The following is a 19,090-nucleotide window of genomic DNA, read 5'->3' as shown; positions in this document are numbered from 1 at the left end:
GGCTCTTCACAGGAGTGGGTAAATTGAAAATCGATTGGCATAGCGCATTGCTAACACGCGCCACGATCGTGGACAAAAGCTACAAAAATACGCAAAACGTTCGTCGTTTCATGGTTGAGGCGTGCGGAGAAGATTTTCGCTTCGATCGTGAATTTATGGCATGGATACGCAATGACATGCCAAAGACGTTAGGTGATGTCGCCGATGAGTGGCGGCGCAGGCACTCATGGTCGTTCATAAACCCTAGCCGGTTAGGGGACGGTACGGGCAGCGCCTTATTGTTGGGTACCAGAACGGCCATTCATTTTGCTCAAGTCTTCAAATGGTTCTCTATCATAAAGTCCGGCAAGGTGTGAAATTTCAGGGCGCCTTATTGGAATGAGGCATAGCGATAAAATCCAGAGGGCGGAAGAAGTAAGTACTTGGCCATTAATCCAGAACCAGATATTGACCAGCGGTGGTCGCATGAGCTGATGTTGATTATTTAAACAATAATCAACTTTCTCATGTTTGCATTAATATCAGAAGGCCTACCAACTGTTTTTCCAAGAGAGAAATTCCTTCCGTCGTGATAGATTAAATTCATGAAATATTGTTTTCAAACTTAAACTATTTAAGATTTAATAATGAGGGAGTCATGGGTTTATTCACTTTGGAAGATCAAGAATTCAAAAAGGTTGCTAAAACCACATTTATGCGCGAATCGATCCTTGAACGCAGGGATATTCAGTCAGCAATAGCCAAGAATATGAGCGATTTTTTGCCCGATTGCCTGGTAATCCAGGAAGAGTTTAACAATTGGGAAAATAGTCAACGTAGAATTGATTTACTCTGTATCGACAAGGCATTTAATCTGGTTGTCGTTGAGCTGAAGCGGGATGAACAAGGTGCGCATATGGAGCTTCAGGCGGTAAGGTATGCCGCCATGGTTTCACAAATGACGTTTAATGATGCTGCGGAGTGCTACCAAAAACATCTTGATAAAGAAGGTGTTGCTAAGAACGCAGAGCAGGAGATACTCAAGTTTTGTGAGCGAGACGAAAGTGAGATTGCTGACTTCAATACTCAGGTAAGGATCGTTCTGATCTCGGCTGATTTCTCTACGGAAGTGACTAATACGGTACTTTGGCTGAACAACAACGGGTTAAATGTCAGCTGTTTCAAGTTAAGCCCTTATCTACACCTTGATAAGATATTGGTCAATTTTGAACAGATAATACCACTGCCCGAAGCAAAAGATTTCTTGGTTAGACAGAAACGAAAAGAAACGGAGGCCAGGGATGCCAAAGAAAAAGGAGAGAGAGATTACTCGAAATTTATCTATAAGGGTGTGGTTTATAATAAAAGAAATCTGGCCTATGAGCTGATGAACGAATGGATTATGGATACTAATCCGTATGGTATGCAGGCGATAGCGTCCGTGTTTGGCGATGATATCCATCGCAGCCTTATTAAAGCTGAACAGGATGTGATTGCGTCACGGCGTAAGCGATTTCATGATGAAACCATTGAGCTTGCCTCCGGTGAGATAGTACTAGTGACTAATCAATGGAGTATTGGCTCTATTCAAAAGCTGATAAATAAGTTTGCCAGCCTTGGCTATAACATTGAGATGCACCAGCAAGATTGATGCCAGGCGGCCAATCAGATGAGTCTCAGCACGCAAAGCGGAACCTTGCCCCTGTATGTGATGGCATTGTTCCGCTTGATACTCTCTCCGTTGTCCGCAAGCATGCCAGGCACGCCTCTGCATCAGCGCTTTCCCTAACCCCGCCGATCAAACCGATAAACCAGCGCCAATGCCAACGCCAGGATCAAAAGCGGCGGGGCGAGGGCGGTGAAGGGCGCGTTGAGGGCGAACAGCAATCCTAGGTTGAGGACAATCTGGTAAGCGATGTAGGTCAGCAACCCGACGATCACGCCGAGCGCTAACCGGCTGCCCATGCCGGGGGCGCGCGGGGCGGTAAAGGTAAACGGGATGGCCAGCAGAATCATCGCCAGCACCAGCAGGGGCTGGCCGAGTTTTTTCCACAGCGCCAGCCGGTATTCGGTGCTGGGCTGCCCCGAGCCCTGCAGGTAATCGATATAGCGATCCAGCTGCTGCAGCGAGAAACTGCCCGCCGGCAGGGTCAGCTCTTTCAGGCTCGGCACGGCGAACAGCGATCGCCACGGCAAGCTGTTTACCCGCTCAATCGTCTCTTTTCTGCCTTGCCAGCTTTTTTGCATCACATTGTGCAGCAGCCAGCTGCCGTCGGCAGAGGTGCTGGCGCTTTCGGCGTATATGTAAGATTCCAGCGCGCGGTTGGCCTGATAACGGAAGATCTCAATGCCGTGGGGCTGGTCGTTCTCATCGACGGTTTTTACCGTCACAAATTCGTTGCCGCGCCGCGCCCATAGCGGGTTCACGGTCACGTCGTTATCGTTCGACTGCGTCAGCGCGTTGTTCTTCATCTGCAGCGCGCGCTGCTGCAGCGGCGAGGCCGCCCATTCATCGAGAGCGCCGAGCGAGAGGTTCATCAACAGCCCGGCGACGAGCATCACCAGCGCAATGCGGAATATCGACATCCCGGCGGAGCGGATCGCCGTCAGCTCCAGGGTTTTAGACAGCTGGCCCAGCCCAACGATGCCGCCGAGCAGCGCGATAAACGGCCCCAGATCGACCAGGCTGCGCGGCAGGGTCATCACGGTCACCAGCAGCGCCTGCTGCCAGCGGTAGCCGCCCGGGGTCACGTCCTCCAGCTCGTTGATCAGCGTGAAGGTGGTGAACAGCGGGATCAGCAGCCCGGCCGCGGCGGCGAAGCCGATGAACACGTTGCGGATCAGGTAGCGGCTAAAAATGGTCATCGGGCAGTTTTCCGCAGCAGGGATAGGTCGCGCGCCAGCAGCAGGGCAATGCCGACAGCCATCGCTATCGGCACCAGCCAAACGCCGGGGATCGTCGGCAGAGAGCCGTTGGCCACCAGCGTGCGGCAAATGTTGCCGCCATAAAAAATCACGGTAAACAGGATTGTCAGGGGCAGCAGCGCAGCATAGCGGCCCTGCCGCGGCTTGATGCGGCTAAAGGGGATCGCCAGCAGCACCATCAGCACGGTGGTCAGCCCGCGGCTTTCGCGCCATTGCAGTTCGGCGGCGTCACCCGGATCGGCGGAGCGTGCCAGTTCCGCCGGCGAGGCCGATTTATGCCGAGACTCGGCGCTGGGCACGAACGGTTTGAGCGCGATGTCGAAGTTGTCGTAGTTCTGCCCGTTGTCGTCGCTGCCCTGGCGATCCAGCGCGTAGGCGGTGCCGGTTTTCAGCCGCACGGCGGGGCTGGCGGGGGAGGCGTCGAGCACCTCCACCGACTGCGCGCGGTACAGGTTGGTGTGATGGGCGCCGCGTACGTAAATCAGGGCATCGGTCAGGTGGTTGGCCGTTTTATCGACGTGATTGGCGAGGATCATGCGGCCGTTGCCGCTGACGTTGAATTTGTCGGCCTGCAGGTGGCTCACGTCCAGCACCGATTGCGACTGCTGCTGCAGCTGATAAATATTGGCGTACGCCCAGGGTCTGCCATACAGCGAAAGCAGCGTGACCGCTATCGCCAGCGGCACGGCCAGTATCAGCACCGCCTTGTACAGCCGCAGCGGGCTGGCGCCGGCGGCCAGCATGGCGGTGATCTCCGCATCGCTGTACATCTGGCTCAGCGCCACCGCCACCGAGACATACAGCGCGACGGGCAAAATCATCTCCAGCGCGATCAGCGATTTATAGAAAACCACGTCGGCCACCACCCGCAGCGCCAGCGTGCCGTTGGCGGCGTCGGTCAGGTAGCGCTGGGCGGAGTAGCTGGCGAACATAAAGATCAGAAACCCGGCGATTATCATCACCAGGCGGCGGATCTCAACCGTGATATAGCGTTCAATCAAAGACATGCGTTATCGGCTCCCGGCGGCGTGCGCGTCATGGCGTCTCTTGGTCGATCAGGGCGCGCAGCAGGGCGATCACCTGGTCAACTTCCTGCGGCGTGAGTGCGCCGTCCTTCGCCCACTGCACGCGCCCGGTCTTGTCCAGCACCACGATGGTGGAACTTTCTTCCGGCAGCCGCCAGGCCATGCGCCCCAGCCCGTCGCTGTCGACGATGAATTGCGCCCAGGGGTAATGCCGCTTGTTTTTCTCTATCTTGCCGCGCACGAAGAAGCTGGAGCCCGGTATCGCGTCGTCGGTGTTGACGATGGTGGTGGGTTGGAAGCGATCGCCCGGCAGGTTCGCCTCCTTGACGGCGTTGATCAGCAGCGAGTTCTTCTTTTTGGCCGAGGTGCGCCCGGCGATGTACTGGATCACCCGCACCTTGCCCGCCAGTTTGGCGCTGTTCCACGGCCGGTAGTGGAAATCGCCGTCGCGCAGCAGCAGCTCGCCGCGATCGGCGATGGCGATCGGCGCCACCGGCTTGCCATGCACGAAGTTATGCGCAGGCGCCGCCAGCGGCGTCAGCAGCAGGGCGAGGGGCAGCAAGCGGCGTAACGTCATCATGGCTCTGAGCAACGCGCTTATCTGCCCGCCGCGATGGCCGGCTGGGAAAACGACAGCGGAAAGCGCGCCAGCAGCAACTCCAGGCGCTGGCGGATGTCGATGTCCAGCGTCGCCGGCCGGTCATAGATATCGCCGCCGGCCAGCTTGTCCGCCACCATCACGTCGTGCCGGTCGCCCATCAGGCCGTTAATCGCCGCCAGGAAGCGCGAGATCTGCCGGGCTTCGCGGTTATCGGGATCGATCGATCTCAGCGTGTCGTAAAACGACACCTGCCGGCTGACGATTTTGCGCACGTCGTGGAACTGATGCCCGGTCAGCGCCGGGCTGGCGATCAGCGTCTGCAGGGAGCGCATCTGCTCCTGGCGGTAGGTGATAAAGCCTTGCGGGCTTTCCAGCCGGGTGTGGCGCAGCGCATAGCGCACGTAAGACCACACCGGCTTGCTGAGCAGCAGCCGCAGCAGGTTGCCGTACAGCGTCAGGTTCTTCTGGTTGCCGTTGCGAAATGCGTCCTGAAAATGGCCGAGCACCACGGTGGTGGTGTGGAACAGGCGGTTGGCGCGATGAGAGGCGCCGTACAGCTGCTGGGCGAAGCGCAGGTGCTTATAGCGGGCGCGAATATATTTGTAGCGCATGCGGGTGGCCGCCGCCAATTGCGGGTCTTGCAGGAAACCGTTCACCAGCTGCAGCAGCTCGCGGCGGGAAAAACCGTCTTCCCAAAACTGCAGGCACAGCGCGTAGTTGTCCCGGATGCTCTCGGGGGAACAGTGCAAATCAATCTGCTGCGGCAGGCTGATATTCGCCTCGACCAGATCGTCCTCTTCCACCGCGACAAACAGCGCCTGGGTGGTTTCGGTGGAGAACTTCTTCCAATTCGTGTTAGCGGTCATTGATTACTCTCTTTGGGCACATTCAGCCCCAACATAAAGCGATTGCGGTAGGCGCCGATCGTCGGTATCAGGGATAACAGAACGTCTAAACATTGCCCAAGTAAATAAGCGAAGGCGGCGCCCTGCACGCCGAAGGCGTACGCCATCGACACCAGCAGCGCAATGTAGGCCGCCGAGGCCGTCGCCTGCGCGATCAGGAAGGCGCGCTGCTTGCCCGCCATAAACAGTAAGGATTCCTGCGGGAAGCCCATCATAGAGACGATGATCGCGCCCAGCATGATTTGAATCAGGTCATAGGCTTCCAGGTATTGTTGCCCGAACACCGTGGAGATAAGCGGCTTGCCCACCAGCAGCATCAACACCGCCACGGCCAGGCCGATGCCGCCGGCCAGCAGCGAGGAGCGCAGGCCCAGCAGCCACGGCGTTTTGGTACGCGGATCCAGGCGCATGATCTCCGGATAGAAGCTTTTCTCCAGCAGCTTGGCCGGGGTACCCGTCGCATCGAAGAAGGTCATGGCGATCTTGAACAGCCCGGCGGCGGCCGGCCCGAGCACCACGCCCACCAGCACCGTGGTGCAGGAGTTGCGCGCAGCCCAGATGGTATGGGCGATGTTGGTGGTCCAGACGAAGTTCCAGGCGCCCTCGATGCGGCGCGCGACGTCGAACAGCCGCGGCCGCAGCGCGCCGTGGATATCGCGGCGGCGCAGTTCGCGCGCGGTGAACCACCAGAACAGCGTGCCGCCGATCAGGTTAGAGGCGTACCAGGTGACGATAAAGCCCGGGAACCCCAGATCGAAATAGTAGGAGATGACGCTGCCCACCGCCTGCAGGAACGGCTTGATCGCCTGCTGGATGGCGATGAGATCGAAGCGGTTGAAGGCGCGCAGCACGCCGGTCGGCGTGGATGAGGTCATCGACGGGATCAGCGTGCAATACAGCATGGCGAGCCAGAAGCTCTCGCTGTCCAGCCCCAGGGCGTGAGACAGGAACGGCAGCATGACCATGCCGCCCAACACGGCGATGACGCCGCTGGCGATATCCAGCCCGAAGGAGAAGGCGACGACGTCGCGGAAGCGGCCGGTATTTTGATGCTCCAGCGCCGGGGTGCCGAATTGCACCACAAACTGCCAGGTCTGGAATTTGATGAAATCGCTGACCGCTTTGGTATAGGCCTGGATCACCACCAGCACGCCGAACATTTCAGGCGACATGCCTTTACCGGCGCAGGAGAGCGCCAGCAGGCCGAGCAGCGCGCTGGCCACGCTGCCGGAACCTAAATAGGCGGCGTTACGTAAAATGGAACGAAACGCGCCATCGGAAAACCACCGTTTCATGACTCAAACCAACCGTTATCGTTATTTTTCTGCATCTTGTGTCCCGCAGTCATGCACTTGCCCTGTATGCGTTTAATAAACCTGAGTTTCTTTGCCGGCGCTCTCGCCGGATTGCCCGATGTCGCTCTGTGGGCGCTGCGCGGCGTTCACCACGGCGGAAATGGCGTTGAGCGCGTTGCTCAATACCTCGTCGTAAGGGGCTCGGGCGTCCAGCTCGATGATGTGCGCGCCGTTGTATTGCAGGCGCACCATGGCGGCAATCTTGTCTTTCAGCTCGTCATAGCTGTGATCGGGCTTGCGGGAAAATGCCGTATCGACATCGATATCCAGGCGAATGATCAGCTCCGGCCGATAGACGGCCATCTGCTGATACAAACGGCGTTCGCGCGCCGCCAGGCGGCTCAATAAACCGCCTTTTGCGCGTTCCACGCCGATACCGGGCCCATCGTAGTAAAAACCCGATATTTCCGCCTGCGGATAGCGATCGCTGATCACCAGCACGCCGCTCTGCGCCAGCCGCCGCACCTTGCGCAGGTTGGCGGCGCGCCACAGCGAAAAGCCGTACATGATCAGCGCCGCCCACAGCGCCGGCGGCTTGTTGCTCATGCGCTGAGTTTTATCGGATTTGGCCGCCAGGCGCCGTTCCAGCCATACGCCGATGAACGGCAATTTTTTGATTTTGTCGCCGTCTTCGCCGGAGATCAGCCCCAAATAGCGCCGCTCCGTGGGGCGATGCCGCTGCAGGTTTTTCACCAGATCGGCGGTCAGCGTGGACTTGCCGGTGCCGTCGCTGCCCACTACGGCAATCAGCCCGGTAATGCAGGTGGCGGAGGCGTGCGGTTCGGCAGTAAGTTTATTTTTATTCATCTGTTTCGGTACGAAAAGGTTATTTGGCGGCTAGGCATTGGCGGCCCTCAGCGATATTTGAGCGGCGCGCAGCGACTCGTCGAAAATACGGTTGGCCGGCTCGCGGCCGTCTAAATCCAGTATGTTGGCGCCGTTAAACGTCAGGTGCGGGATAACGGCGATCTTTTCACGCAACGCCGCCAGCGAGTGATCGGGTTTGCGTGAATAAGCCGTTTGCTCGTCAATATCCAGCCGAATTAATAATAACGGCCGATAAGACGCCATCCATTGGTACAGGTTTTGCTCGCGTGTTCTCAGCCAGCGGATCCAGCGGTTGCCGCCGGCGGTTTTCGCCAGCTGCGGGCCATCGAAACGAAAACCCGCCACTTCCGCCTGCGGATAACGATCGGTAATCAGCAATGCGCCCCGGCGACTTTTCGCCAACATGCGGCGAAATTTATAAACGCGCCAATAGGAAAGTAAAAAAATAACCAGTGCCGTGGCATTATCCGGCGGCGTAGAAGGGCGATCGTGCACGCGCTGCGATTTCTTCAGCAAATAACGGCCGAAGGGCGCGCCAATAATCGGCAGCGAACTTATCCATTCGCCGATGCGCCCGGAAGACTGGCCGAGATACAGCAGTTCTGCCGGTTCCTGCGCCGATAAGGCGCCGACCAAACGGGCAGCCAATGTGGATTTTCCCGAGCCGTCACAGCCGGTTATCGCTATTACGCGCACGGGCGAGCGATCAGATGAAGGTCTTATCTGCTGACTCACAATAATTGATCCAATGCGAAAAAAACTATTGTATTCCAATACGCCTTGGGTTCAAGATATTTATTGTGCTTTGCTGCGATAAAATAATGAGATCTGTATTTTGGTTCGTTATTTGAATTGATATTTATGGCGTTGGTTCTTGTTATTTTGTGCTAATTGTCCGTGCATGGGTCGGTTTCGCTTTTTATGTTAACTTCCGGCCTGACCCACGGCGGAAAACGAGCGGAGGTTTTTTATTTTCGCTTAATCTTTTGTGCTGTTTGGCTCCGCGTGAAGAGAGTTTCTTTCGCGCTGTCGCCACGGCCGTGAGTGATATTTCGCTTCAAATAAGGCGCGCCGTTTCCGGCGCATTGAAAGAGAGTTTGATTATGAGTGCAAAATTTCCGCCGTTGATTGCGGTTATTGGCAGCGACGGTTCGGGTAAGTCCACCGTTTGCGAACATTTGATCGAGTATGTGAAACATTATGGCCCGGCGGTGCAGGTGCATCTGGGCAAACAGGCGGGCAACGTCGGGCGCGCGGCGGCGAAATTGCCGCTGCTGGGGCGCTCGGTGGGCAAGGCTATCGAGAGCAATACCAAAAAAGTCAAAACGAAAAAATCCCGCATCGGTTTGTTGCCGTCTGCGGTGATCATCGCTTTCGTGGGGCGGCGGCTGCTGCGGTTTCGCCGCATGCTGGCGTTTCGCCGGCAGGGATTCATCGTGTTGACCGACCGTTTTCCACAGGCGCAGATCCCCGGCGCGTATGACGGCACAGTATTTCCCGTCGATGTGGAAGGCAGCCGTTTCGTCCGTTGGCTGGCGGCGCGCGAACGGGCGGCGTTCCAATGGATGGCGGGGCAAAAACCGGATCTGGTCCTCAAGCTGAATGTCAGTCTGGACGTGGCCTGCGCGCGCAAGCCCGATCATCGCAAAGCGGCGCTGGAGAAGAAGATCGCCGTCACGCCGTTATTGACGTTCGAAGGCGCCGATATCGTGGATCTCGATGCCGATCGGCCGATCGAGGAGGTGCTTTCGGCGGCGGAACAGGCCATCGCGGAATTTATGGCGGCGCAGGGATATCGCTATTCGGCTGATGGAGTGTCAACGGCTGCGCACTGAGGTGCGCATCGGTTCGGCAGGGCGGCGATGACGTTTCCGGCACCGCCGCCGCGGCCGACAGGGAAAGGCTTTATTTTTTCAGCGCGGCAAAGGCGCGCACGATGGCATCGATCTCTTCATCGCTGTGCGCGGCATTGACGCTGCAGCGCAGCAGGGTGACGCCCGCCGGCGCGGCCGGCGGCAGCACCAGATTCACATACACGCCGTGGGCGATCAGCTCGCGCCAGAAACGCAGGCCGTCTTCCTTCGACCCGATCATCACCGGCACCACCGGGCTGATGCGCGGCCCCAGGGTATACCCCAGTTCGGCGAGGCCGTGGTACAGGCGGTGCGCGTTGCTCCACAGTTTTTCCCGCAGCTCGGGATGGCGCGCGATTTTTTGCAGCGCCGTGCGCACCGAGGCGATGCTGGAAGGCGACGGCGACGCGGTAAAGATATACGGCCGGCTGCTGTAGCGCAGCACGTCCATCCCCTTGCCGCCGACGGCGAATCCGCCGATCGAAGCCAGGCTTTTGCTGAAGGTGCCCAGGATGATATCCACGTCTTGCTCGACGCCCAGCGCTTCGGCCAGGCCGCGGCCATGCTCGCCCATCACGCCGAAGGAGTGCGCTTCGTCCACCAGCAGATAGCCGCCCAGCCGCCGCTTGATATCGACGATTTCCAACAGCGGGGCGACGTCGCCCAGCATGCTGTAGATGCCTTCGACGATGATGATCGCTTCGCGGGCGCGCTCGCCCAGGCGCAGCATGCGGCGCTCCAGATCGGCGGCGTCATTGTGGCGGAAGCGAATGATCTCCGCGCCGCCGAGGGCGCAGGCGTCGTAAATGCTCGCGTGGCTGTCCGCATCGATCAACACCACGGATCCCGGCCCCGCCAGCGTGCTGATGACGCCGAGGTTGGCGGTATAGCCGGTGGAGAACACGATGGCGCTGGGGCGATCGAAGAATTCCGCCAATTCCCGCTCCAGCGTCAGGTGCGATCCGTAGCTGCCGTTCGCCATGCGCGAGCCGGTAGTGCCGGTGCCGAGCGCGGCCAAGGCCGCCTGGCCGGCGGCGATCGCCTGCGCGTCGAACGTCAGACCGAGGTAGTTATTGGTGCCGGCGAGGACAATCTTTTGATCGCCGATGCGCCCCTGGGTGGCGGAATACACTTCGTCGATGCAGGTGCCGAACGGGTTCAGGCCGGACGTTTGAAATTGTTCACGCTCGCCCGCGAGCCGCGAAAATTTATCATACAGTCCCATGGCTTTTCTCCAGATAAGGTCGCAGAGCGTCAAGCAGTTGCTCTGGCGTTCTGACATCAAGCAATATATTGATCGGGATGGAGATATCTAATTCATCTTCCAGCATCATCAGCAGATCCAATACTCTGATGGATTCCAGGCCAAGATCATTGACGAGATCGCTATCAGGCTTTATTTCGACTCCGCCTTCGACGATACCTTGCAAACACGTCAGGATATAATCCATTACAGCATCGCGATTTAGCATAAGAACGTTGACACACCTCTAATTGGAATAATTAAAACAGCCCTTCACGCAGCGCGCGCTCCAAACTCACCTGTGGAAACCAATTAATCTGCTGCGACAGCGCATGATTGTTGGCGGACCAGTCGCGATGGGTTAATTCGCGTATTTTGCTGCGCGTCAGCATCGGCTCCCGTTTAATCAGGCGGTTCCACAATCCGCCGATATCCGCCAGGGCTTTCAGCAGCGGCAGCGGAATGCCCACCAGGCGCACCGGGCCCTGGCGCACCGCGGCGCCGATGTCGCGCAGGCGCAGCCAGTTATAGCCTTCGGCCACGCCGTCGCACAGTTCGTAAATATTCGGCTGCGCGGGCTGCGCCAATAACCATTGGGCGACCGCCTGCGCCAAATCGCTCACGTGCAGAAAAGAGAGTTTGGCGTCAGGCGCGCCGAGCCGGGGCAGCACGCCGCGCAGCAGGCCGTTGAACAGCGGTTTCAGCTCTTTATCGCCCGGGCCGTAAACCGCCGTCGGGCGGAAAATCCCCAGCGCGATATCGCCGCTGGCGGCGATGAGTTGCTGTTCGGCGGCCTGTTTTGAATGGGCGTACCAGGACAGCGCCGGATGGCGGGCCGCCAGCGACGACATGAACAGGAAGCGATTGCAGCGGCCGTTCTGCCTGGCCGCCTGCATCAGATTCAGGCTGCCGGTCACGTTGCAGCGGGTGAACACCGCTTCCGCATGCCCACGCACCTGGCCGGCGCAGTGCACCACGCACTCCGCGCCGCGCACCAGTTCGGTGAGCGAGGGCCGATCTTCCAGCGCGCCCGGGATCCACTGCAGGTTGTCGGCGGCGGCTTTTCCAGATTGCCGCGTCAGGGCGCGCACGCTAAACCCTTGCGCCAGCAGTTCCTGGACGATATGCCGGCCGATAAAGCCGGTCGCGCCCGTCACCGCGACGGTGCCGCTCATTGTGCGAAACCGGCCAGCTGCGGCATTTGCGGGTAGAGCGAGGCGCTCAGCCAGCGTTTTTTGGCTTCGGCACGGGCGGGTTTGCCCGACGACGTGCGGGGAATGCTGTGCGGCGGCAGCAGCTCAATGTCCACCGCGATGCCGAATTCGCTTTGAATGCGCGCGCTCAGCGAATGGACGATTTGTTCCCGACGTTCTTCCGAGCTGACCCGGCACTGGATCTGCAAAATAATTCTGGCCGCTTCGTCGTGTTCTTCGGTCACGAAGGCAATCGCATCGCCAGAGCGGATTTCCGGTTCGGATTCCGCGACGTACTCGATATCCTGCGGCCAGATATTGCGGCCGCGAATGATGATCAAATCCTTCTTGCGGCCGGTGACGTACAGATAGCCGTCCAGCAGGTAGCCCAGATCGCCGGTATCCATCCAACCGGTCACCTGAATTTGCTGCTGGGACTCATCGTCGCAGAAGTAACCGTTCATCAGGCTGGGACCGGAAATCGTGATATGGCCGACCTGACGTTCCGGCAGCGGTTGCCCGGTTTCGCTGCGGATCTCGATGCGGTGCCCAGGCAGCGCCCGGCCGCAGTTGACGAAGGTCGAAACGGCGCGGGTCTTCTTGCCGGGCGCGACCGCTTTACCCTGGTACTCCAAAATATCGCGGTCGACCGCGTTGGTTTGCGGGCCGGCGCAAGGATCGGAAAAGCTGACCGCCAGCGTGTTCTCCGCCAGGCCGTAACAAGGCATGAAGGCTTTGCTGTCGAAGTTGATGCTGCTGAAGTGTTCGCCAAATTGGCTGAGCAGCTCGGCCGGAATAGGTTCGGCGCCGACGCCGGCGACCCGCCAGCTGGAGAGATCCAGATCGGCCAGCTCTTTGGCGTTGCTGCGGCGCAGGCACAGATCGTAGCCGAACGGCGGGGCTACGGACACCGTGCCGCGGTTCTTGGCGATCAGTTTCAGCCACTGCATCGGGCGCATGGCAAAATCTTGCGTGCGCAGGTAGTCGACGGACAGCTGGGTCGCCACCGGGGTCAGCAGGAAACCGACCAGGCCCATATCGTGATAGAAGGGCAGCCAGGAGACGCAGCGGTCGCCGGCGCGCAGCTTGATGCCGTCGCGACTGATCGCGTTCAGGTTCGCCATCGCCGCCCGCTGGGTGATGATCACGCCGCGCGGAAAACGCGTGCTGCCCGAGGTGTATTGGAGATAGGCGATATCGTCGGGCGAGGGCGCCGGCAGCGCGATCGCCGGCTCTGGCAGCGCGTTGAAGTCCGCGTCGCTGAGAATGTGCAGCGACGGCGCGCGTTCCGTGGCGGAGGCGATCAGCGGCGTCCACTCTTCGCTGCTGATGATTGCCGCAGGATTACAGCTGGCGATCAGCCCTTTCAGTTTGGCGGTGTAGGAATCACGCTGGCCGACGCCCATGGGGATCGCCAGCGGCACCGCCACCAGGCCGGCATATTGGCAGGCGAAAAAGGCTTCGACGAATCCCGCGCTGGTTTCGGCGATAAGCGCCACGCGATCGCCTTTCTTGAGTTTCAGCGACAATAAACGCCGCGCGCCCGAGATCGCTTTTTGCTGCAGCGTGCGATATTCGAGAACGGTCACGAGTTGATTGCGACGGTCGTAAAAATTCATTCCCGTATTACCGAGCGCCGCGTAATCCAACGCGTCCACTAAAGTGGGGAAGTCCGCATAGCGCATAGGAAGAGAATGAACAGAACTTGTTTCAGACATAGACAAACTTAGCCATAGATTAAAAATCACCAAAAGAGATACATCACTCTTGGCGAGGTAATTGATATTTTACTATGAATAGGATTTGAATAAGTTTGTTATTCAACCATCTTCATTCCGCGAACAGCGTATATTGCCGAGCTTGAGTCGCGCGTCAGTTATTAACCCGGTAACCCGTGAGCAACTTGCGTCATCAGCCTTGAGCGGCGCGTTGGGGATATACGGGGAGATATTGTAATATCCTGGCTTTGCCGTTCTTTAGTTTGTATCTGTCGGGCAGGGAATAACTGTCGCCTCATAGGTTATGACCTCATGCATGGCTATCTTAGAACTTAAACACTTCCTAAACAGTATGCCGCAAGAAATCAAAAAGTGAATGCCTGATTTAGCCTGAATCTTAAAAACAGCATTAAGTGATAAAAATGATGGTGCCCCTCATGATTAAAGTCGGCACACTAAAAACGGGCGGGATTCTTTTGCCGAGACAGCACTAAATAATAAAAGAGCACCAATAGCGTAGCATGCCTGCGCCGCTTTGGGCTTTCCTTTTTTGCACCATCAACCGCGTTTACGGGTGAATGACAGGCAATTAATGCGCTGATTCACCGGGGGTAATATTCGGTTTTTCTTATCGTTTAGCCGGAGGCAAGACACAATTCAATAAAAGAGAACAGCATAAAAAATGCTAAAGGCGTTGTCGCGCTCATATTTGATTATTTTATTAAAACCTAAGGCTATTTATGATCCGTATTGAGAAAGTTCTGGATAAACCCGAACTTAAAGAGTTTATTGCTTTCCCCTCGTTACTGTTTCGCGATGATCCGAACTGGATTGAGCCGCTGTATTTAGAGCGTGAAGAACACCTGTCAAAGAAAAATCCCGGCACCGACCATATCGAATGGCAGGCGTGGGTGGCCAAAAAGCAGGGGAAGGCCGTCGGGCGCATCACCGCACAAATTGACTCCCTGCATCGCGAGCTGCATGGGCAAGATACCGGCCACTTCGGCATGATTGACGCCGTCGACGATCCCGCCGTTTTCAGCGCGCTATTCTCGGCGGCGGAAGAGTGGCTGAGATCGAAGGGCGCGCGCAAGATCACCGGGCCGTTCAGCCTCAACATCAATCAGGAGAGCGGCCTGTTGGTCGAGGGATTTGACACCCCGCCGTCGGCCATGATGACGCATGCCAAACCCTACTATGCGACCCAGATAGCGCAGCAGGGTTACAGCGAAGGGATTGATCTGCTTGCCTATTGGATGAAAAGAACCGACCTGCATTTCTCGCCGTCGCTCAGCCGGATGATGGACCAGGTGCGCAAAAAGGTGACCGTTCGTCGCCTCAACCGTAAGCGCTTTCGGGAAGAGATGCAGGTGTTGCGGGAGGTGTTCAATTCCGGATGGCAGCATAACTGGGGATTTGTCCCGTTCACCGAACACGAGTTCGCCACCATGGGGGATCAGCTGAAGTTCCTGGTGCCCGACGATATGATCCATATCGCCGAGGTGGACGGTGCGCCCTGCGCCTTTATCGTCGGGCTGCCGAACATTAACGAGGCCATTGCCGATCTGCAGGGGCGGTTATTGCCTTTCGGCTGGGCCAAATTGCTGTGGCGCCTGAAAGTCAGCGGCGTGCGCACGGCACGGGTGCCATTGATGGGCGTGCGTCAGGAATATCAATTCAGCCGCATCGGGCCGATTATTGCGCTGCTGCTGATTGAGGCGCTGCGCGAGCCCTTCGCCAAGCGCAATATCGACGCGCTGGAAATGTCGTGGATCCTGGAAACCAATACCGGCATGCGGACGATTTTAGAACGCATCGGCGCGGTGCCTTATAAGCGCTACCGATTGTACGAAAAAACACTTTAACCGATTGATCGCGAATCGCCTTTTAACGTCCCCAGGATAATTGCCGCGTCAGGGTGCTTTTCGTGCGGTGTGATTCCAGTCGTGGACGCTAAAACCTGAGTGAGTGGATGATCCCCAGAGGGGATAGATTAAAGTCTTTAACTAATAAACCACGGACAAATTCACGGCGTGTGACTTATTTTCGCCTGGTCGCCGTGATGTGGATGAGAGCAGAATAGATGCCTGTGAAAAAGAAAAAAGGAATAAACCGATTAACCTACAGCATAAGGAATTCATGGGCCGGCTTTATTGATGCCATGTTGACCGAGGATGCATTCCGTCAATTATTGGTTATTAACGCCATTTTACTGGTTGTTACATTTACTTTAGATATTACAAAAATGGAACGGCTGTTATTAATCGCCTGCAGTTTCCTGTTGTTGGTGGTCGAGCTGCTTAATACGGCGATTGAAACCGTGGTCGACCGTATTTCACTGGCGCTGCATCCGTTATCCAAACGTGCCAAAGATCTGGGCGGCGCGGCGCAATTGGTGGCGGTGCTGATGACCATCGTTGTTTGGGCAACGGTGCTGCTGGGGCGATAAGGGCGAGGCTCACCCAGGCGTTAAACCGGTGTCACGCGGCGTGCAGCCGCATGCCGTGCGCCACCGTGGTACCGGGCGCCGAGAACGTTATGCGCTTTTGTGACAGGGTTAATGGCGGGGCGGGGAACTGCGTCTGGATGTCGAACTGCCGGACGGTTCGCACTACGAATTTGTGCTGTAAGCGCCGTTGTCAGCTGGCGGCAGTACGCTATTTGGGCTTCTGCGCGTCGTTAAACCTAAGCACATCGATAAGCAAAGAAAAGGCCGATCCTGGATGCTTGCGGTGCGGGTAGTAAAGATGATACCCCGGCAGGTCCGGGGTGAACTTGTCCAGCACGCGAACGAGTTTTTTCTCGTCAAGGGCGCTCTGCACCTGATCGCAAGGCAGGTAGGCCAGGCCGTGCCCGTCGAGAGCGGCGTCCAGGATCAGGTCGATGGTGTTTAACAACAGTTGGCCTTCCATGCGAACCCGAACTTCACGTCCGCCGCGCATGAGTCGCCAGCGGTTGGCGGTGCCCGAGGTGGGAAGATAGAGGTTAATCGCCTGATGATCGACCAGCTGCGCCACCGAAGTCGGGGTGCCTCGCCGGGCAAGATAATCCGGCGCGCCAACGATCGCCATCGGAATATCAGGCCCAATCCGCACGGCAATCATATCCTTATCCATCTCTCCCCCCAGACGGACGCCGGCATCGAAACGCTCGGCGACCACATCGCTAAGACCATAATCGATCAGGAGCTGCACGTTTATTTCTGGGTGAGATTTCAGCAGCGTGCGCATGGCGGGCAGCAACAGGGTTTTTGCCGCATGCTCCACCGTGGTGATGCGTATGGTGCCGGAAGGGCGGTTGCGCAGCTCGCCCAGTGACGTCATGACGGAATCCAGGTCTTGCAGCATGGGGCCAAGGGTCGACAAAAGCTGCTCCCCGGCCTCGGTGGGCACTACGCTGCGCGTGGTGCGCGTCAGCAGACGAAACCCCAGCCGTTCTTCGATGCGGCGGACGATCTGGCTTAACGCCGACTGCGCCATGCCCAGGCGGGCCGCGGCCCGGGTGAAGCTGCGCTCCTCGGCGACCACCACAAATGCCACCAAATCGGCTATCTCATCACGTTTCATCTCTGTTTTCCGCTCGGCTGATTAATCATTTAAGTGATAGGTCCAATCATTATTTTGGGTCTAATAATCTTAATGTTCAATGTCTATAGTGAGAATCAGAAACGATGTAGTTAACCGACCACCCTGATGAGGAACCGGATGATGAACCAGAAAATCAGCTTCACTAATAGCAATAACCCAACCATCGATCTTTCCGCAGTGCTCTACTTGCCACCGGCGTTCGACGCGGGCCGTCAGTATCCGGCCATCGTCGTTTCTCACCCGGGGGGCGGCGTGAAAGAGCAAACCGCCGGCACCTATGCCGCAAAACTGGCGGAGCAGGGATTTGTGACCGTGGCTTACGATGCCTCTTATCAGGGGGAAAGCGGCGGCGAACCCCGTCAGTTGGAAAACCCTTATATCCGCACCGAAGACGTCAGCGCGGTGATTGATTACCTGACCACGCTGCCTTATGTCGACAACGAGCGCATAGGCGCGATGGGAATTTGCGCCGGCGCGGGCTATACCGCCAACGCTGCGATCCAGGATCGCCGCATCAAGGCGATCGGCACCGTCAGCGCCGTCAATATCGGCTCGATGTTCCGCAACGGGTGGGAAAACAATGTGAAGTCCATTGATGCGCTGCCGTATGTTGAGGCGGGTTCCAACGCCCGTACCGGCGATATCAGCAGCGGTGAACATGCCACCATGCCGCTGGCGCCGATGAAAGAATCCGATGCGCCGAACGAAGAGCTGCGCCAAGCCTGGGAGTATTACCATACCCCGCGCGCGCAATATCCGACGGCGCCCGGCTATGCGACGCTGCGCAGCCTCAACCAGATCATTACCTACGACGCCTACCACATGGCTGAAGTGTATCTGACCCAGCCGATGCAGATCGTGGCGGGCAGCGTGGCGGGCAGTAAATGGATGAGTGACGATTTATACGATCGCGCCGCGAGCAGCGACAAGCGTTACCACATCGTCGAAGGTGCGAATCATATGGAATTGTATGACGGCAAAGCCTATGTCGCCGAAGCTGTTTCCGTCCTGGCGCCGTTCTTTGAAGAGACGCTGTAATGAAAAATGTATTGATCCTTGGCGCCGGCGGCCAAATCGCCCGTCATGTTATCGACCGATTGGCGGATGAACAGTCGCTTGTGCAAACGTTGTTCGCTCGCCGGCCGGAAAAAATCCGGTCGCGCCCGGCCAACGGCCGGATCCTTATCGGCGATGTGTTGAACCCGTCCGCATTGGAACAAGCGATGCAGGGCCAGGATCTGGTGTATGCCAACCTGACGGGGGAGGATCTGGATGTGCAGGCTGAGGCGGTGATTGCCGCCATGCAGGCCAGCGGCGTCAAACGCCTGATCTTCGTTCTTTCGCTGGGGATTTATGATGAGGTCCCGGGAAAATTCGGTGAATGGAACAACGCGATCATCGGTGAGCCCCTCAAGCCATTTCGTCGGGCGGCTGACGCGATTGAAGCCTCCGGGCTGGACTACACCATTCTGCGCCCGGCCTGGTTAACGGACGAAGACCAGGTTGACTATGAGCTTACTGCCCGCAATGCGCCGTTCAAAGGAACCATCGTATCGCGCAAGAGCGTCGCCGCTTTAATTGCCGACATCATCGAGCAACCGAAAAAACATCAGGGTGAGAACATCGGCGTCAACCAGCCGGGCACTGACGGTGACAAGCCGTATTTTATGTAAGTGCCTTCAATACCCTATAGCGTTAAGGCGGTGTTCAGAGAGCCGGTGGCATCTCTGCCATTGCGCGCACGCGCCAAAAGCAAAAAGCCCGCTTAAGTTTCCTTAAGCGGACTTCTCTAAATATGGCTCCTCTGACTGGACTCGAACCAGTGACATACGGATTAACAGTCCGCCGTTCTACCGACTGAACTACAGAGGAATCGTG

18 protein-coding genes, 1 tRNA gene and 1 pseudogene are annotated in these 19,090 nt (G+C 57.5%); 7 read left to right on the top strand and 13 right to left on the bottom strand.

The window, feature by feature from the left end; genetic code table 11:
• Positions 1-23: 23 nt before the first annotated feature.
• A pseudogene (locus tag AAIE04_RS12320) lies at positions 24-221 on the top strand (DUF6434 domain-containing protein); the annotation flags it as partial.
• Positions 222-637: 416 nt separating this feature from the next.
• Complete coding sequence (locus AAIE04_RS12315) at positions 638-1,630, top strand: PDDEXK family nuclease (protein WP_141967758.1); 993 nt, start codon at positions 638-640, stop codon at positions 1,628-1,630.
• Between the two features lie 134 nt (positions 1,631-1,764).
• Here AAIE04_RS12315 and lptG read toward each other — a convergent pair whose 3' ends face one another.
• The 7 genes from lptG to AAIE04_RS12280 form a co-directional block, all read right to left on the bottom strand.
• On the bottom strand, positions 1,765-2,844 hold the full coding sequence (lptG, locus tag AAIE04_RS12310) for an LPS export ABC transporter permease LptG (RefSeq protein WP_498577024.1): 1,080 nt from the start codon (positions 2,842-2,844) through the stop codon (positions 1,765-1,767).
• Positions 2,841-3,911: an LPS export ABC transporter permease LptF gene (lptF, locus tag AAIE04_RS12305; protein ID WP_498577023.1), complete on the bottom strand. Its 1,071-nt coding sequence runs from the start codon at positions 3,909-3,911 to the stop codon at positions 2,841-2,843. Before lptF ends, lptG begins: the two co-directional genes overlap by 4 nt.
• A 28-nt stretch (positions 3,912-3,939) precedes the next feature.
• A complete protein-coding gene (locus AAIE04_RS12300) occupies positions 3,940-4,506 on the bottom strand; it encodes a YtfJ family protein (protein ID WP_498577070.1) in 567 nt (188 codons plus the stop codon).
• A gap of 20 nt (positions 4,507-4,526) precedes the next feature.
• A complete protein-coding gene (locus tag AAIE04_RS12295; protein ID WP_063919713.1) occupies positions 4,527-5,396 on the bottom strand; it encodes a hypothetical protein in 870 nt (289 codons plus the stop codon).
• Positions 5,393-6,730: a lipopolysaccharide biosynthesis protein gene (locus AAIE04_RS12290; protein WP_019453576.1), complete on the bottom strand. Its 1,338-nt coding sequence runs from the start codon at positions 6,728-6,730 to the stop codon at positions 5,393-5,395. Before AAIE04_RS12290 ends, AAIE04_RS12295 begins: the two co-directional genes overlap by 4 nt.
• Before the next feature lie 72 nt (positions 6,731-6,802).
• Positions 6,803-7,597, bottom strand: a complete 795-nt coding sequence (locus AAIE04_RS12285; protein ID WP_498577022.1) for a nucleoside/nucleotide kinase family protein — start codon at positions 7,595-7,597, stop codon at positions 6,803-6,805.
• Positions 7,598-7,627: 30 nt separating this feature from the next.
• Complete coding sequence (locus tag AAIE04_RS12280; protein WP_074053685.1) at positions 7,628-8,353, bottom strand: nucleoside/nucleotide kinase family protein; 726 nt, start codon at positions 8,351-8,353, stop codon at positions 7,628-7,630.
• A gap of 368 nt (positions 8,354-8,721) precedes the next feature.
• Here AAIE04_RS12280 and AAIE04_RS12275 point away from each other — a divergent pair, with 368 nt between their 5' ends.
• Positions 8,722-9,453, top strand: a complete 732-nt coding sequence (locus AAIE04_RS12275) for a nucleoside/nucleotide kinase family protein (RefSeq protein ID WP_019453573.1) — start codon at positions 8,722-8,724, stop codon at positions 9,451-9,453.
• Between the two features lie 70 nt (positions 9,454-9,523).
• Here the strand turns inward: AAIE04_RS12275 and spt are convergent, their stop codons facing one another.
• From spt to AAIE04_RS12255, 4 genes are read right to left on the bottom strand one after another with little or no spacing between them, the layout of a single operon-like run.
• Positions 9,524-10,696, bottom strand: coding sequence for a serine palmitoyltransferase (gene spt, locus AAIE04_RS12270; protein ID WP_498577021.1), 1,173 nt, complete (start codon positions 10,694-10,696; stop codon positions 9,524-9,526).
• Positions 10,683-10,943 (bottom strand): acyl carrier protein, encoded by a 261-nt coding sequence (locus AAIE04_RS12265; protein WP_019453571.1) that lies wholly within the window; start codon positions 10,941-10,943, stop codon positions 10,683-10,685. Before AAIE04_RS12265 ends, spt begins: the two co-directional genes overlap by 14 nt.
• A gap of 31 nt (positions 10,944-10,974) precedes the next feature.
• A complete protein-coding gene (locus tag AAIE04_RS12260) occupies positions 10,975-11,889 on the bottom strand; it encodes an NAD-dependent epimerase/dehydratase family protein (RefSeq protein WP_498577020.1) in 915 nt (304 codons plus the stop codon).
• Entirely contained in the window at positions 11,886-13,625 is a 1,740-nt protein-coding gene (locus AAIE04_RS12255; protein WP_498577019.1) for a fatty acyl-AMP ligase, read from the bottom strand. The genes AAIE04_RS12260 and AAIE04_RS12255 overlap by 4 nt, the downstream gene beginning before the upstream one ends.
• A gap of 740 nt (positions 13,626-14,365) precedes the next feature.
• On the opposite strand from AAIE04_RS12255, the gene AAIE04_RS12250 reads away from it, so the two are divergent.
• Both AAIE04_RS12250 and AAIE04_RS12245 read left to right on the top strand, forming a co-directional pair.
• Positions 14,366-15,490 (top strand): N-acetyltransferase, encoded by a 1,125-nt coding sequence (locus AAIE04_RS12250; protein WP_498577018.1) that lies wholly within the window; start codon positions 14,366-14,368, stop codon positions 15,488-15,490.
• Positions 15,491-15,708: 218 nt separating this feature from the next.
• Positions 15,709-16,074, top strand: a complete 366-nt coding sequence (locus AAIE04_RS12245; RefSeq protein WP_063919704.1) for a diacylglycerol kinase — start codon at positions 15,709-15,711, stop codon at positions 16,072-16,074.
• A 208-nt stretch (positions 16,075-16,282) separates the two neighbouring features.
• On the opposite strand, the gene AAIE04_RS12240 is transcribed toward AAIE04_RS12245, so the two are convergent.
• Complete coding sequence (locus AAIE04_RS12240; protein ID WP_019453564.1) at positions 16,283-17,191, bottom strand: LysR family transcriptional regulator; 909 nt, start codon at positions 17,189-17,191, stop codon at positions 16,283-16,285.
• Between the two features lie 138 nt (positions 17,192-17,329).
• On the opposite strand from AAIE04_RS12240, the gene AAIE04_RS12235 reads away from it, so the two are divergent.
• Both AAIE04_RS12235 and AAIE04_RS12230 read left to right on the top strand, forming a co-directional pair.
• The gene (locus AAIE04_RS12235) at positions 17,330-18,250 is read left to right on the top strand and encodes an alpha/beta hydrolase (RefSeq protein ID WP_025160200.1); all 921 of its coding nucleotides are present in this window, start codon (positions 17,330-17,332) and stop codon (positions 18,248-18,250) included.
• Complete coding sequence (locus AAIE04_RS12230; RefSeq protein ID WP_498577017.1) at positions 18,250-18,885, top strand: SDR family oxidoreductase; 636 nt, start codon at positions 18,250-18,252, stop codon at positions 18,883-18,885. The genes AAIE04_RS12235 and AAIE04_RS12230 overlap by 1 nt, the downstream gene beginning before the upstream one ends.
• A 123-nt stretch (positions 18,886-19,008) precedes the next feature.
• Here the strand turns inward: AAIE04_RS12230 and AAIE04_RS12225 are convergent.
• Positions 19,009-19,084 (bottom strand) — tRNA-Asn (locus AAIE04_RS12225).
• Positions 19,085-19,090: the final 6 nt, after the last annotated feature.

The organism is Serratia sp. Ae19-1 (genome assembly GCF_059801225.1).
This window is presented reverse-complemented; position numbering and strand designations above follow the sequence as displayed.